Source organism: Shinella pollutisoli, from assembly GCF_024609765.1.
Lineage (GTDB): Bacteria > Pseudomonadota > Alphaproteobacteria > Rhizobiales > Rhizobiaceae > Shinella > Shinella pollutisoli.
On record NZ_JANFDG010000007.1, the window covers coordinates 123225 to 137535 of the forward strand.

General features: G+C 66.9%; 15 protein-coding genes. 3 read left to right on the forward strand and 12 right to left on the reverse strand.

What is annotated here, in order from left to right; all coding sequences use genetic code 11:
• Positions 1-17: 17 nt before the first annotated feature.
• The 4 genes from NNZ72_RS07995 to NNZ72_RS08010 are packed head-to-tail and all read right to left on the reverse strand — an operon-like array spanning position 18 to position 2911.
• On the reverse strand, positions 18-887 hold the full coding sequence (locus NNZ72_RS07995; protein ID WP_257314745.1) for an ABC transporter permease: 870 nt from the start codon (positions 885-887) through the stop codon (positions 18-20).
• The gene (locus NNZ72_RS08000) at positions 884-1768 is read right to left on the reverse strand and encodes an ABC transporter permease (protein ID WP_257314747.1); all 885 of its coding nucleotides are present in this window, start codon (positions 1766-1768) and stop codon (positions 884-886) included. Before NNZ72_RS08000 ends, NNZ72_RS07995 begins: the two co-directional genes overlap by 4 nt.
• Before the next feature lie 4 nt (positions 1769-1772).
• Positions 1773-2108 (reverse strand): hypothetical protein, encoded by a 336-nt coding sequence (locus NNZ72_RS08005; RefSeq protein ID WP_257314749.1) that lies wholly within the window; start codon positions 2106-2108, stop codon positions 1773-1775.
• Positions 2108-2911, reverse strand: a complete 804-nt coding sequence (locus NNZ72_RS08010) for an ABC transporter ATP-binding protein (protein WP_257314751.1) — start codon at positions 2909-2911, stop codon at positions 2108-2110. Before NNZ72_RS08010 ends, NNZ72_RS08005 begins: the two co-directional genes overlap by 1 nt.
• A 128-nt stretch (positions 2912-3039) precedes the next feature.
• On the opposite strand from NNZ72_RS08010, the gene NNZ72_RS08015 reads away from it, so the two are divergent.
• Positions 3040-3453 (forward strand): cupin domain-containing protein, encoded by a 414-nt coding sequence (locus tag NNZ72_RS08015; RefSeq protein WP_257314753.1) that lies wholly within the window; start codon positions 3040-3042, stop codon positions 3451-3453.
• Positions 3454-3710: 257 nt separating this feature from the next.
• Here the strand turns inward: NNZ72_RS08015 and NNZ72_RS08020 are convergent, their stop codons facing one another.
• The 4 genes from NNZ72_RS08020 to NNZ72_RS08035 are packed head-to-tail and all read right to left on the reverse strand — an operon-like array spanning position 3711 to position 7411.
• Complete coding sequence (locus tag NNZ72_RS08020) at positions 3711-4076, reverse strand: hypothetical protein (protein WP_257314754.1); 366 nt, start codon at positions 4074-4076, stop codon at positions 3711-3713.
• The gene (gene hydA, locus NNZ72_RS08025; RefSeq protein ID WP_257314755.1) at positions 4073-5527 is read right to left on the reverse strand and encodes a dihydropyrimidinase; all 1455 of its coding nucleotides are present in this window, start codon (positions 5525-5527) and stop codon (positions 4073-4075) included. The genes NNZ72_RS08020 and hydA overlap by 4 nt, the downstream gene beginning before the upstream one ends.
• Positions 5524-6156 (reverse strand): endonuclease domain-containing protein, encoded by a 633-nt coding sequence (locus tag NNZ72_RS08030; protein WP_257314756.1) that lies wholly within the window; start codon positions 6154-6156, stop codon positions 5524-5526. Before NNZ72_RS08030 ends, hydA begins: the two co-directional genes overlap by 4 nt.
• Before the next feature lie 4 nt (positions 6157-6160).
• On the reverse strand, positions 6161-7411 hold the full coding sequence (locus NNZ72_RS08035; RefSeq protein ID WP_257314757.1) for a Zn-dependent hydrolase: 1251 nt from the start codon (positions 7409-7411) through the stop codon (positions 6161-6163).
• Positions 7412-7671: 260 nt separating this feature from the next.
• On the opposite strand from NNZ72_RS08035, the gene NNZ72_RS08040 reads away from it, so the two are divergent.
• Positions 7672-8334: a TetR family transcriptional regulator C-terminal domain-containing protein gene (locus NNZ72_RS08040; RefSeq protein ID WP_257314761.1), complete on the forward strand. Its 663-nt coding sequence runs from the start codon at positions 7672-7674 to the stop codon at positions 8332-8334.
• Here the strand turns inward: NNZ72_RS08040 and NNZ72_RS08045 are convergent.
• Positions 8303-9526 (reverse strand): OpgC family protein, encoded by a 1224-nt coding sequence (locus NNZ72_RS08045; protein ID WP_257314762.1) that lies wholly within the window; start codon positions 9524-9526, stop codon positions 8303-8305. The two genes, NNZ72_RS08040 and NNZ72_RS08045, sit on opposite strands and share 32 nt — an antisense overlap.
• An 86-nt stretch (positions 9527-9612) precedes the next feature.
• Positions 9613-10542, reverse strand: a complete 930-nt coding sequence (locus tag NNZ72_RS08050; protein WP_257314763.1) for a DMT family transporter — start codon at positions 10540-10542, stop codon at positions 9613-9615.
• A gap of 70 nt (positions 10543-10612) precedes the next feature.
• Here NNZ72_RS08050 and NNZ72_RS08055 point away from each other — a divergent pair, with 70 nt between their 5' ends.
• On the forward strand, positions 10613-11251 hold the full coding sequence (locus tag NNZ72_RS08055) for an exopolysaccharide biosynthesis protein (RefSeq protein WP_257314764.1): 639 nt from the start codon (positions 10613-10615) through the stop codon (positions 11249-11251).
• A gap of 157 nt (positions 11252-11408) precedes the next feature.
• On the opposite strand, the gene preA is transcribed toward NNZ72_RS08055, so the two are convergent.
• Both preA and NNZ72_RS08065 read right to left on the reverse strand, forming a co-directional pair.
• Positions 11409-12722 (reverse strand): NAD-dependent dihydropyrimidine dehydrogenase subunit PreA, encoded by a 1314-nt coding sequence (preA, locus tag NNZ72_RS08060; protein WP_257314765.1) that lies wholly within the window; start codon positions 12720-12722, stop codon positions 11409-11411.
• 13 nt (positions 12723-12735) lie between these two features.
• Positions 12736-14097, reverse strand: coding sequence for an NAD(P)-dependent oxidoreductase (locus NNZ72_RS08065; RefSeq protein WP_257314766.1), 1362 nt, complete (start codon positions 14095-14097; stop codon positions 12736-12738).
• Positions 14098-14311 lie beyond the last annotated feature (214 nt).

Sequence of the window (14311 nt, forward strand, 5' to 3'; positions counted from 1 at the left end):
CAGTTCCCTCTTTATCGTTAGGCCTGTCCACCGCGGACAGACGGATGCCAGAACGTGACGATCCGCTCGACGAGCGCCACCGCCCCGTAGAAGGCGGAGCCAGCCACCGCGGCGACCGCGATTTCGGCCCAGACCATGTCGACATTCATGCGGCCCACTTCCGTGGAGATCCGGAAGCCCATGCCGACAATGGGCGTTCCGAAGAATTCGGCGACGATGGCGCCGATCAGCGCCAGGGTGGAGTTGATCTTGAGCGCGTTGAAGATGAAGGGCCAGGCGGCGGGCAGGCGCAGCTTTATGAGCGTCTGCCACCAGTCGGCCGCGTAGGTGCGCATCAGGTCGCGCTCCATGTGGCTGGTGGCGGCAAGGCCGGAGACCGTGTTCACCAGCATCGGGAAGAAGGTCATGATGACGACGACGGCGACCTTCGACTGCCAGTCGAAGCCGAACCACATGACCATGATCGGCGCCACCCCGATCACCGGCAGCGCCGAGACGAAGTTGCCGAGCGGCAGAAGCCCCTTCTGCAGGAAGGGCGAGCGGTCGATGAGGATCGCCACCACGAAGCCGAGGCCGCAGCCGAGCGCGTAGCCGGTCAGCACCGATTTGAGGAAGGTCTGGCGGAAGTCGGCCCAGAGCGTCGGCAGCGAGCCCGTCAGGCGGGCCCAGATCATGCTCGGCGGCGGCAGCAGCACGGAGGGGATGGAGAAGCCCCGCACGGTGCCTTCCCAGAGCACGAGGATCGTCACGCCGAAGAGCAGCGGCACGGCGATGCGCGCGGCGCGCTCGGCGGCGGGGCTCGCGAAACGGCGGCGCACCAGCCATTCGTTGAAGGCCCAGGCGGCGAGCCAGAAGAGGACGGCGGCGAGGAGGACGGCAAGCTTCATGCCCGGGCTCCCATGCGCTTGAGGACGAGGCCGTGGGCGACGCCGACCGCGGCGACGAGGAGGGCCGCCACGCCCGCCGCCATGAACAGCGCCGCCCAGATCTGCACCGTCTGGCCGTAGTAGGAGCCGGCGAGCAGCCGCGCGCCGAGGCCGGCGACCGCGCCGGTCGGCAGCTCGCCGACGATGGCGCCGACGAGCGAGATGGCGACGGCCACCTTCAGCGAGGTGAAGAGATAGGGCATCGAGGCCGGCCAGCGCAGCTTCCGGAAGGTCTGCGCGGGGGAGGCGTTGTAGGTGTGCATCAGGTCGAGCTGGATCTGCTCGGGGCTGCGCAGTCCCTTCACCATGCCGACGACGACCGGGAAGAAGGAGAGGTAGGTGGAGATCAGCGCCTTGGGCATCAGGCCTGAGATGCCGACGGCGTTCAAGACGACGATGATCATCGGCGCGATGGCGAGGATGGGGATCGTCTGGCTGGCGATGACCCAGGGCATCAGCGAGCGGTCCATCGCCCGGTTGTGGACGATGCCGATGGCGAGCAGGATGCCGAGCACCGCGCCCATGGCGAAGCCGAGCAGCGTCGCCGACAGCGTGATCCAGGCATGATAGACGAGGCTGCGCTTCGAGGTGATCGCCTTGTTGACCGTCGTGTCCCACAGTTCTGCGAAGACCTGGTGCGGCGCCGGCAGCACGGGGCGCTCCTGCGCCATCGTCTTCGGCAGGATCTCGGAGAAGGTGATCGTCTCGCCGGCGCGCGCGGCCGTGTCGCGCTCGAAGGGCGCGTTGAGGATCACCGCGAAGACGTACCAGAGCGCGACCAGAGCCAGAAGGACGGTGCCGATCGGCAGCAGGCGGTCCCGGAGGAAGGTTTCCCGCTCCATCGCGTCAGCTCCGCGCCGTGGCGGGCGTCAGCATCAGGCCCATCGACAGGACGCCGAGCGCCACGCCGGCAAGCTGGGCGCCGCTCAGCCGCTCGCCGAAGAACAGGAAGGCGACGCCGTTGATCAGCACGAGCTGCGTGACGGCGGAGAGCGAGATGGCGATCCCGAGCCCGCCGTCGCGCATCAGCTTCAGCATCATCAGGTTGCCGGCGAGGTAGAGCGTCATGGAAAGCACGACGAGGGCGACGTTGCCGGTCGCGACATAGGCGCGCGACAGGCTCGCGGCGACGATGAAGACGGCCGTCGTCGAAAACAGCCAGAGCACGTAGGAGAGCTTCATCAGACGTGCTCCTCGTAGCTGTGGCCGGCGCGCAGGCCCTCGCGGACGCGGTGGGCGATCTCGAGGAATTCCGGCGTCTCGCGGATGCCGAGCGGGCGTTCCTTCGGCAGCGTCGATTCGATGACGTCGGTGACGCGGCCGGGGCGCGGGCTCATGACGACGATCCTCGTGGAGAGATAGACGGCCTCGGGGATCGAATGGGTGACGAAGCAGATCGTCTTGTTCGTCCGCGCCCAGAGCTTCAGGAGCTGTTCGTTGAGATGGTCGCGGACGATCTCGTCGAGCGCGCCGAAGGGCTCGTCCATCAGGAGCAGATCGGCGTCGAAGGCGAGCGCGCGGGCGATCGAGGCGCGCTGCTGCATGCCGCCCGAAAGCTGCCAGGGATATTTCTTGCCGAAGCCCGCGAGGTTGACGAGGTCGAGCGTGCGCTCGACGCGCGCCTTCTGTTCGGCCTTCGTGTGGCCCATGATCTCCAGCGGCAGGGCGATGTTCTTCTCGATCGTCCGCCAGGGATAGAGGGCCGCCGCCTGGAAGACGTAGCCGTAGGCGCGGCGCTTGCGCGCCTCCTCGGGCGTCATGCCGTTGACGGTGATGGTCCCTGCAGTCGGCTTCTCGAGATCGGCGATGACGCGCAGGAACGTGGTCTTACCGCAGCCGGAAGGGCCGATGAAGGAGACGAAATCGCCCTTGCCGACGGTGAGGTCGACGCCCGTCAGCGCGTTGACCGGGCCGTCGGCGGTCTCGAAGGTGAGGCCGAGGCCGGCGGCGGAGACGACAGCGGTAGCGGGCTTGATGTCGGACATGGCGTTCATCCCTTCGCACCGCCTTGCGGACGGTGCGAGGCAGGTTGCCCGTCCCTCTCTTGCATTGCAATCGGCATTGTCTTCATGATCGGTTCTGGCACGGAATTCTCACGACTGGAGGCGGGACGATGACGGGGACGGTGAAGCCGGAATGCCGGGTGGTGCGCCCGGGCGGCACCTATGCGGGCAAGCAGGGGTTCGACTATTTCGAGGGCATCGCCCGCGAGACGACGGGAGCGAGCGCGATCTGCATGCACCTCCTGACGATCCCGCCGGGCGGCCGCGCCAAGGCGCACATGCACGAGAGCCACGAGACGGCGATCTACATGCTCTCCGGCGAGGCGCATACCTGGTACGGCGAGCGGCTGGAGCACCATGTCGTCGTCAAGGCGGGGGAGATGTTCTACATCCCGGCCGGCGTGCCGCACCTGCCCGCCAACCTCTCCGACGCCCCGGCCTCCGCCGTGATCGCCCGCACCGACCCGCACGAACAGGAGAGCGTCGTGCTGCTGCCGCATCTGGAGGCGCTGGTTCCGGGGTGAGGGACGGCGAAGGCGGCTATCCCTCCCTGTCCTGCCGGGGCGATCGCATATGCGGCTTTGCCCCTCATCCGGCCTGCCGGCCACCTTCTCCCCGCAAGCGGGGAGAAGGAAATTTGCCGTGCCGGCTTCCCGAGCCATTGTCGTTTCGTGGGGCGGGCTCCCTCTCCCCGCTTGCGGGGAGAGGGCTCGGGTGAGGGGCAAAGCCGCATATGCGGTTGCCCCAACGGGACAGAGAGGCGTGAGCACACCCGCCATCCTCACGGCCCGCACCGCATCAGCGGCCCCCAGCGCGTGCCGTCGGCGAAGCTCACGATATAGCCGCCCCCCTCCGGCGTGAGCGTCAGCTCGTGGCGCTCCGCCTCCGTCGTGCCTTCCTCGTGACAGTCGGCGGCGATCATCGTCGCGCCGCCCTCCGTCCGCCCTTCGCCCGTGAAGGCGCAGCGGGAGACGGCGGTCGTCACGCCTTCCCGGTCGAGCAGGAAGAAGAAATCGGCGCCCGAGGAGTCCCCGGTCGTGGCGTAGAGACAGCCGTCCCGGTCGCCGTAGCTGCCGTCGATGCCGGCCGCCGCTCCCGCCGGGCCGGCGAGCGCGAGGCCGAGGAGGAGGGCGGCAGGGCGGATCATACGCCGCTTGCCGGTATGCCGCTGCGCTCCACCTTGCGCGGGGCGGTGATCTCCTTCCAGGTGGAGAGCGCCTTGTTGACCGCCGCGAAGGGCTCGCGGGAAACGAACTTGCCGTGGCCCTCGCGGGTCTTGACCGCGCCCTCCTCGATGGCGACGACGCCCCGCGTCAGCGTGAAGCGCGGCAGGCCCGTGACCTCCTTGCCCTCGAAGACGTTGTAGTCGATCGACGATTGCTGGCTCTTCGCCGAGATGGTCTTCGTCCGCTTCGGGTCCCAGACGACGATGTCGGCATCCGCGCCGACGAGGATCGCGCCCTTTCTCGGATAGACGTTGAGGATTTTTGCGATGTTGGTCGAGGTGACGGCGACGAATTCGTTCATCGTCAGCCGGCCGGTGACGACGCCGTGGGTCCACAGCAGCGGCATGCGGTCTTCGAGGCCGCCGGTGCCGTTCGGGATCTTGCGGAAATCGCCGAGGCCGGTGCGCTTCTGCTGGGTGGTGAAGGCGCAATGGTCGGTCGCCACCACCTGCAGCGAGCCGGCGGCAAGCCCGGCCCAGAGCGAATCCTGGTGCTTCCTGTCGCGGAAGGGCGGGCTCATCACGCGGCGGGCGGCGTGGTCCCAGTCCTTGTTGGCATATTCGCTCTCGTCGAGGATCAGGTGCTGGATCAGCGGCTCGCCGTAGACGCGCATGCCGTTCTGCCGTGCGCGGCGGATCGCCTCGTGCGCCTGCTCGCAGGAAGTGTGCACGACATAGAGCGGCGCGCCCGCCATGTCGGCGATGATGATGGCGCGGTTGGTCGCCTCGCCCTCGACGGAGGCGGGGCGCGAATAGGCGTGGCCCTCCGGCCCGTTGTTGCCTTCGTCCATCAGCTTGGCCTGCATGGCGGCGACGACGTCGCCGTTCTCGGCATGGACGAGCGGCAGCGCGCCGAGCGCGGCGCAGCGCTGGAAGGAGGCGAACATCTCGTCGTCGTTCACCATCAGCGCGCCCTTGTAGGCCATGAAGTGCTTGAAGGTGTTGATGCCCTTCTCCTCGACCACCGTCTTCATCTCGTTAAAGACCTGCTCGCCCCACCAGGTGACGGACATGTGGAAGGAATAGTCGCAGTTCGCCCGCGTCGACTTGTTGTCCCAGCGCTTCAGCGCGTCCAGCAGCGACTGGCCGGGATCGGGAAGACAGAAATCCACCACCATCGTCGTGCCGCCGGCAAGCCCCGCGCGCGTGCCGCTCTCGAAGTCGTCGGCCGAATAGGTGCCCATGAAGGGCATTTCGAGATGGACATGCGGGTCGATGCCGCCCGGCATGACGTAGCAGCCCGCGGCATCCAGCACCTCGTCGCCGGAAAGGTCCGGCCCGATCTCGACGATCCTGCCGCCTTCGATCTTGACGTCGGCCTTATAGGTGAGGTCCGCGGTGACGACGGTTCCATCCTTGATGACTGTGCTCATGGTTGCTCCCCTGTTTTTTCAGGAATGGCCGGATAGAAGCGCGTGGCGTGACAGCGTTCGGTGATCTGTCCGGTCAAGGCTGCAAGGATCGTGTCGAGAACGGCGCGCCGCTCCCGGGTGACTTCGTGATTCCAGAAGCGCAGAAGGGAATAGCCGCGGCTATTCAACCAGATGGTCCGCGTTTCGTCCGGTTGGCTTGCGGCATGATGAAAGCCGTCGATTTCGACGATGAGGTGTTGGTCACGACAGAGAAAATCGACGATATAGGTGCCCAAAGGCATTTGCCGGGAGAATTTGAAACCATTCAAGCGACGGTCGCGAAGATCGCTCCAGAGAAGGCGCTCTTCTTCCGTTTCGATTTTTCGCAATCTTCGGGCCTGGCCGGTTTTGCCGATGCGTCGTTTGATGATGTCGCTTGCGTTCGGCATGCCCCCCTCATCCGGCCCTTCGGGCCACCTTCTCCCTGCCGGGGAGAAGGGAATATCTGCGGAACTGCTTTCTTCTTTTCTCCAGTTCAGCGCCTGCGGCGCCGAAGCATGGACAGTCGTTGCAGCATGTTTTCCCTTCTCCCCGGCGGGGAGAAGGTGGCCCGAAGGGCCGGATGAGGGGGTATCCACCGACACTGTCATCCGCTCACTCCGCAATCCCCGCCGTCCCGATCACCGCGTGCAGCAGCACGTCGGCCCCCGCGGCGGCCCATTCCTTCGAGATGTCCTCGGCCTCGTTGTGCGAGAGGCCGCCGACGCAGGGGCACATGATCATCGTCGCGGGCGCGACCTTCGCCGCCCAGCAGGCGTCGTGGCCGGCGCCGGAGACGATGTTCATGTGGCTGTAGCCGAGGTCCCCGGCGGCCTTGCGCACGGTCGCGACCAGCGCCGGGTCGAAGGTGACGGGGTCGAAATGGCCGACCGCCTCGACGGAACAGCCCACACCCAGCGCCTCGCAGATCCTCGGCGCTTCCGCCTCGATGCGGGCGCGCATGCCGTCGAGCTTCGCCTGGTCGGGCGAGCGGATGTCGACGGTGAAGACGACCTTGCCCGGCAGCACGTTGCGGGAATTCGGCGAGAAGAACACCTGGCCGACGCCGCCGACGGCGCCCGGCTGGTTCTCCATGGCGACCGCCTGCACCATTTCGAGGATGCGGGCCATGGCGAGGCCGGCATTGACGCGCATCGCCATCGGCGTCGAGCCGGTGTGCGCCTCGCGCCCGGTCAGCGTGAATTCCAGCCACCACAGGCCCTGACAGTGGGTGACGACGCCGATCTGCTTCTCTTCCGCCTCGAGGATCGGCCCCTGCTCGATATGGTACTCGAAATAGGCGTGCATCTTGCGCGCGCCGACCTCCTCGTCGCCGACCCAGCCGATGCGCGCGAGCTCCTCGCCGAAGGTCTTGCCCTCCGGGTCCCTGCGGGCATAGGCGTAGTCCTGCGTGTGGATGCCGGCGAAGACGCCGGAGGCGAGCATGGCGGGGGCGAAGCGCGCGCCTTCCTCGTTCGTCCAGTTGGTGACGACGATCGGATGCTTCGTCCTGATGCCGAGGTCGTTCAGCGAGCGCACGACCTCCAGGCCCGCGAGCACGCCGAGTACGCCGTCGTATTTGCCGCCGGTCGGCTGGGTGTCGAGATGCGAGCCGACATAGACGGGGAGCGCCTCGGGGTCCGTGCCCTCGCGCGTCATGAACATGTTGCCCATCGTGTCGACGCCCATGGAAAGGCCCGCCGCCTCGCACCAGCGCTGGAAGAGTTTCCGGCCCTCCGCGTCGGCGTCGGTCAGCGTCTGGCGGTTGTTGCCGCCGGCGACACCGGGGCCGATCTTCGCCATCTCCATGAGGGAATCCCACAGGCGGTCCGCGTTGACACGCATGTTCTCGCCGGGTGCGGCCATGATTCTGCTCCCATATCCTTCGGCCTTCGCGGCCCTTTTCGTTCCCACCGGCTGGCGGCGCTTTTGATTTTTTCTGCGCCTTCCGATCAGCGGTTGCCTTTGCCTGGCAAGTGGCTGATAATTTGACCGGTTGGTAAACATTACAGCTTCCATTGCGGCACTCAAGCCGAAAAACCAAAAAGCTTCGGGCTGTGCCCGAAAAAATGGCGCTGTAAAAACTGGTGAATTTGGCGGCACTTTACCGCACGGGCGGGGGACGCATGGCACTACCGAGGGCAGCCAGGACGCAGCGGCGCACGCGCATCCAGGAGGAGAAGGAAGAGCAGATCCTGGAGGCCGCGCTGGAGGTGTTTTCGCTGCACGGCTTCCGCGGCGCCACCGTCGACCAGATCGCCGAGGTGGCCGGCATGTCGAAGCCCAACCTCCTCTACTATTTCCGCACCAAGGAGGCGATGCACCGGGCGCTGATCACCCGCGTGCTCGACACCTGGCTCGATCCGCTGCGCGAGTTCGACGCCGAGGGCAACCCGGTCGCCGAGATCCGCAGCTACATCCGCCGCAAGCTGGAGATGGCGCGGGATTTCCCGCGGGAGAGCCGGCTCTTCGCCAACGAGATCCTGCAGGGCGCGCCGAACATCGAGGACGAGCTGAAGGGGCCGCTCAAGGAACTGGTGGACGAGAAGGCCGCCGTCATCCGCGCCTGGGCCAAGGCCGGCAAGATCGCCAAGTGCGATCCCTATCACCTGATCTTCTCGATCTGGTCGACGACGCAGCACTATGCCGACTTCGACGTGCAGGTGCGCGCGGTGCTGGGGCAGGAGAACGCCGGCGACGGGCGCTTCGAAGACGCGGCGCGCTTCCTGGAGCAGCTCTTCCTCGGCGGGCTCAATGTCAGCGAGCAGCCGGCGTCGACTTCGCCTTGACGGCTTCCGGCTTCGGCTGGCCGAACAGGCGGGCGGCGAGCGCCTCGCGCTCGCGCCACAGCGCCGGCAGGGCAAGCAGCGCGATGCAGACGACGGCGATCGTCGTCTTGGTGAGCTGCGAGAGCTCCGGCGTGCGCCCATCGGCATAGTAGACCGCATAGACGATGGCGACGTGCCAGACATAGACCTGCAGCGAATGGCGGCCGAGGAGCCGGAGGAAGCGCAGCGTGAAGACGCCGGTGACGACGCGGGCGAGGCCGCGCACCCAGGCAGCACGGTGCTTCGGGCCGGCGATCAGCAGCCAGGCGAGGCCGAGGGCGACGGCCGCGAAGTTCAGGAGGTAGACCGGGCCGAAGTCGGCGCGGATCTCCATCGTCGCGAATTTCTCCAGCACCGGCGGCGGCAGCAGGCCCCAGGCGGTGGCGATGCGCAGCGGCATGAAGAACAGGCAGATCGCGAGCGCGACCTTCGGCAGCAGCGTCCTTTCCGGCGAGAAGATGCGGTTCCAGTCGACCTTGTCCTGCGCGGTGAGGACGCCGATCACCATGGCCGGGAAGAAGACGATCTGCCAGCCGAGCATGTTGAAGGAGGCACGGATGCCCTGGTCGTCCGAACCGGTGACGAGCGCGTTCAGCGGCTCGGTGACGACGCGCTGCAGGCCGAGCTGCGCCGCCATCCAGACGATCAGCGAGCCGGCGAGCACATGCATCCATTTTCCGCGCAGGCATAGCCAGACGAGCGGCGGGGCGAAGAGCATGTAGACGATGTATTGCGGCAGGATGTCCATGAAGGTCGGCTGGAACAGGAAGGCGGCGATCGCCGCGAGCCGCAGCGGCTCGTCGAAATTCGTGGTGCCGAGCCAGTTGTACCAGAGCCGGTAGGCGTCCGGCAGCAGCATCTGCACCACCAGCACGGCCATCACCGTGCCCATGGCGTAGCGATAGAGCTCGAACGCGCGGCTGCGGATGAGCTGGCGGCCGGTCCTGTAGCCGTATTTCAGCATCTTGCGGGCATAGACCATGCCGATGAGCAGGCCCGACAGGAAGACGAAGCCCTGCGCGTCCTCGACGAAGGCGAACTGGCGGTGGTTGACTTCCACCATCCAGTAGCCGCCGACGAAGATGAGGTGGTTGATGAGCATGAAGACGAGGAAATAGCCCCGCATGCCGTCGATGATCTCAAACCGCTTCAAGACAGGCTCCGTGGCTTTCGGCATACGTCCCGACAAGGCCGCAACGCACAGGGGGACGGATCGTTCCGACAGGAATCCGACCAAATTTAGTCCGGCAGCAGCGCCATCAGTAAAAGCCCGCAGGCCGTCACCAGCGCGCCGGCCGCGACCTGCGGGCTCGTCCAGCCGTGGCCGATCAGGCCTTCGAGCAGGATGATGAAGCTCGGCGTCAGGTAGCCGTAGCCCAGCACTTTCGAGGCCGGCAGGCGCATCGAGGCATATTGCAGGAGCAGGAAGGAGATGGCGGTCGTCACCACCGCGAGGTAGGCGACGGCGGCGTGGACGGAGAGCGGCAGGGCGGAGAAATCCGTGGCCGCAAGCTCGCGGATGCCGACCGGCAGGAGCCAGGCGGTCGCGGCGACCGTGACCCAGAAGCCGAAGACGACCGGGTGCTCGCCGCGGTCGAAGCGGCGGATGAGCGGCACATAGAGCGCATGGCAGATGACGCCGCCGAAGAAGATCATCTCGCCGGTGCCGACATCGAAGGTGAGGATGGCGTCGAGGTCACCGCGGAAGATCACCCAGACGGCGCCCGCGGCGGCAATCACGAGGCCGGCGAGCACGCCCGGCTTCGTCCGCTGGCCGAGGACCGGCAGCGCGAAGGCGGCGCTCAGCAGCGGCATCAGCGTGAAGACGGCGCCGGTCGAGACGGGGCTCGTGAATTCGAGTGCGACGAACATCGTCAGCATGTAGAGCGCGATCAGGCCGCCGAGCACGGCGAATCGCCAGGGCTCGCGCGGCCGGGCGAAGGGCGCGCGGAACAGGCCGAAGGCGAGGACGGCCATGACGACAGTCGTCAGCAGGTAGCGCCAGAGCATCAGGGGGGCGGCCGGCACGTGCTGCGCGGCGAGCCCGCCGAAGGAGAAGGAGCCGGCGATCAGCATGGCGAAGAGGAACATCGCCAGATGGCCGCCGAGCTTCTCGCGGCCCGACGCCTGTGTGCTGAGCGCGGCGGAGACGGGCATACGCTTCGTCAAGAAAAAGATCCTATTGTCTGGCAGGCGTCGCGGTCATAGACCGTTGGCCACGATGGAGAAGGAACACCGCATGACCGCCGCCATAGGCTTCAAGGACACGACACGCAAGACGAGCGAGCTTCTGGAGGACGTGATCGGCTCGATCCGCGGCGAGCACATCACGCTGCGCGACCTGCTGTCGACCATGGGCGAGAACGGGCTGCTGCTGCTCTGCGGCTTCCTGTCGCTGCCCTTCCTGTTCCCCGTCTCGATCCCGGGGGTCTCGACGGTCTTCGGCGCGGGGATCGTGCTGATCGCGATCGCGATCACGCTCAACACGCTGCCGTGGCTGCCGGGCAAGGTCGCCGACCGGCGGCTGGAGAGCGTGAAGCTCGTGCCGGTGCTCGAACGCGGCGTGCGCTTCCTGAAGAGGATCGACCGGTTCTTCCGGCCGCGCCTGCCGTTCCTCACCGCCGGCGCGGTGATGAACCGGTTGAACGGGCTGGCGCTGATGGGTGCGGGCGTGCTCCTCATGCTGCCGCTCAGCATCATCCCCTTCTCGAACACGCTTCCCGCCGTCGCCGTCCTGCTGCTGTCGGCCGGCATCTCGCAGCGCGACGGCCTGGTCGTGGCGGCCGGCTATGCGATGATCGCCCTGACGGTCGTCTATTTCGGCGCCATCGCCTTTGCCGCCTACAGCGCGGGGCAGAATTTCCACCTGTTCGGGTGAGGCGAGGCGTCGCCCCTCATCCCGCTGCCGCGACCTTCTCCCCGCTTGCGGGGAGAAGGGGTTGCCGCGCCGTCTTCCTGATTCACCATGGTGCGTAGAACAAGTTCCCTCTCCCCGCTTGCGGGGAGAGGGTTAGGGTAGGGGCAAAGCCGCCTTTTTACTCCGCCGCCTGCCGCGCCATCGGGTTGTTCGGGTGCGTCGTCCAGTTGGCGTAGGTCGGGTCGACCGGCTTGCCGGTGCGCTGGTCCAGCGTGCCGGCTTCCAGCCCCACCATGGTGATGCAGTTCTCCACCGGGCAGACGTTGACGCAGAGGTTGCAGCCGACGCACTCGTCCTCCATCACCTCGAAATGCCGGACCCCGTCGACGAACTGGGTGATCGCCTGGTGCGAGGTGTCCTCGCAGGCGATGTGGCAGCGGCCGCACTTGATGCAGGCGTCCTGGTCGATGCGGGCCTTGGCGATGTAGTTGAGGTTGAGATACTGCCAGTCGGTGACGTTCGGCACGGCGCGGGCGACGATGTCGTCGAGCGTGCGGTGGCCCTTGGCATCCATCCAGTTCGACAGGCCGGTGATCATCTCCTGGACGATCTTGAAGCCGTAGGTCATGGCGGCGGTGCAGACCTGCACGTTGCCGGCGCCGAGCGCCATGAACTCGGCGGCGTCGCGCCAGGTGGTGATGCCGCCGATGCCGGAGATCGGCAGGCCGTAGGTCTCCGGATCGCGGGCGATCTCGGCCACCATGTTGAGCGCGATCGGCTTCACCGCCGGGCCGCAATAGCCGCCATGCGTGCCCTTGCCGCCGACCGTCGGGTTCGGCGCGAAATTGTCGAGGTCGACGGAGACGATCGAGTTGATCGTGTTGATCAGCGACACGGCGTCGGTGCCGCCGGCCTTGGCGGCGCGGGCGGGCTTGCGGATGTCGGTGATGTTCGGCGTCAGCTTGGTGATGACGGGCATGCGGGTGTACTGCTTGCACCAGCGCACGACCATCTCGATATATTCCGGCACCTGGCCGACGGCCGCACCCATGCCGCGCTCCGACATGCCGTGCGGACAGCCGAAGTTGAGCTCGATGCCGTCGGCGCCGGTCTCCTCGACGAGCGGCAGGATCGCCTTCCAGCTCTCCTCCTCGCAGGGCACCATGATCGAGGCGACGAGCGCCCGATCCGGCCAGTTCATCTTCACCTGCTTCATCTCGCGCAGATTCACGTATAGGTCGCGGTCGGTGATGAGCTCGATGTTGTTGAGGCCGAGGAGGCGCCGGTCGGCGCCCCAGATCGCGCCGTAGCGCGGCCCGTTGACGTTGACGACCGGCGGGCCTTCCTCGCCCAGCGTCTTCCAGACGACGCCGCCCCAGCCGGCCTTGAAGGCGCGCTCGACGTTGTAGGCCTTGTCGGTCGGCGGCGCGGAGGCGAGCCAGAACGGGTTGGGCGACTTGATGCCGACGAAGTCGTTGCGAAGATCAGCCATGTCCCATCCTCCTTCAGGCGACGGCCGCGGCGGGCTGCACGGCGGCAGCGAGCGCCCGGTGGATCGATTCGGCCGCGTCGCGGCCCTGGGCGACCGAGGTGACCGTCAGGTCCTCGCCCGCCTTCACGCAGTCGCCGCCCGCCCAAATGCCGGGAACAGAGGTGCGGCCTTCGGCATCGACGGCGATGCGGCCGCCGGTAATCGAAAGCGCGCCGAGGCCGGAAGCCTCGAAGGTCTGGCCGATCGCCTTGAAGATCTGGTCGGCGGCGAGCACGCCGGTCTCGCCGGTGCCGGCGAGCCTGCCGTCGACGAGCTCGGTATATTCGACCTCGATGCCGGCGACGTGGCCGTCCCGGGCGATCACCCGCTTCGGCTGCAGCCAGTGGCGGATCATCACGCCCTTGGAGGCGGCGAGGTCCTGCTCGAAGGGCGAGGCGTTCATGTGCTCCTTGCCGCGGCGGTAGCAGATCGTCACCTCCTCGGCGCCCAGGAGCTTCGCCTGCACGGCGGCGTCGATCGCCGTCATGCCGCCGCCGATGACGACGACGCGGCGGCCGACCGGCACCTCGGCCTTGTCCTTCGCCTGGCGCAGGCGGGCGATGAAGTCGACGGCGTCGACCACGCCGGGAAGATGCTCGCCCTCGACGCCGAGCCCGTTGACGCCGGCAAGCCCCATGCCGAGGAAGACGGCGTCGAAATTGGCGGTGAGGTCGGCAAGCGTGAAGTCGCGGCCGAGCTTGACGCCGTGCTTGACCTCGATGCCGCCGACGGAGAGCACGTAGTCGACCTCGCGCTGCGCGAAGTCGTCCACCGCCTTGTAGGTGGCGATGCCGTATTCGTTGAGGCCGCCGGATTTCTCGCGCGCCTCCAGGATCACCACGTCGTGGCCCATGACGGCGAGCCGGTGGGCGCAGGCGAGCCCCGCCGGCCCCGCGCCGACGACGGCGACCGCCTTGCCGGTGCGCTCGGCGCGCGCGTAGAATTGGTGGTTGCCGGCGATCGCGACGTCGGTCGCGTAGCGCTGCAGGCGGCCGATCTCGACCGGGCGGTGCTCGGCGGTGTTGCGCACGCAGGCCTCTTCGCACAGCGTCTCGGTGGGACAGACGCGGGCGCACATGCCGCCGAGGATGTTCTGGTCGAAGATGGTCTTCGCCGAGCCGATCGGGTTGCCCGTCGAGATCTGGCGGATGAACATCGGAATGTCGATCGTGGTCGGACAGGCCGTCATGCACGGCGCGTCGTGACAGAAATAGCAGCGGTCCGCCGCCACCAGCGCCTCGTGATCGTCGAGGCGGGGGTGCAGATCGGAAAAGTTCCGCTCGTAGTCGGACGGCGAAAGCCGCCCGCCGTGGATCCCGGATTGCGTCGTTCCCATTATCGTCTCCCATTCGCGTGGGCTTCTCGAATGTGGAAACGGTAACCCAGGTTTATTTTTTTATCAAACGGTAAAATTTCAAAAGAATCCCGGTTTCTCAGGCGTTGCAGCGCAGCATAACCTGACTTCCGCGGTTATGTTTTCGTCATCGGCTGTTCCATCCGCGCCATCGGGCGGCGTTTGACAGGCGGGGCGAAATGATGGCAGCACTGAA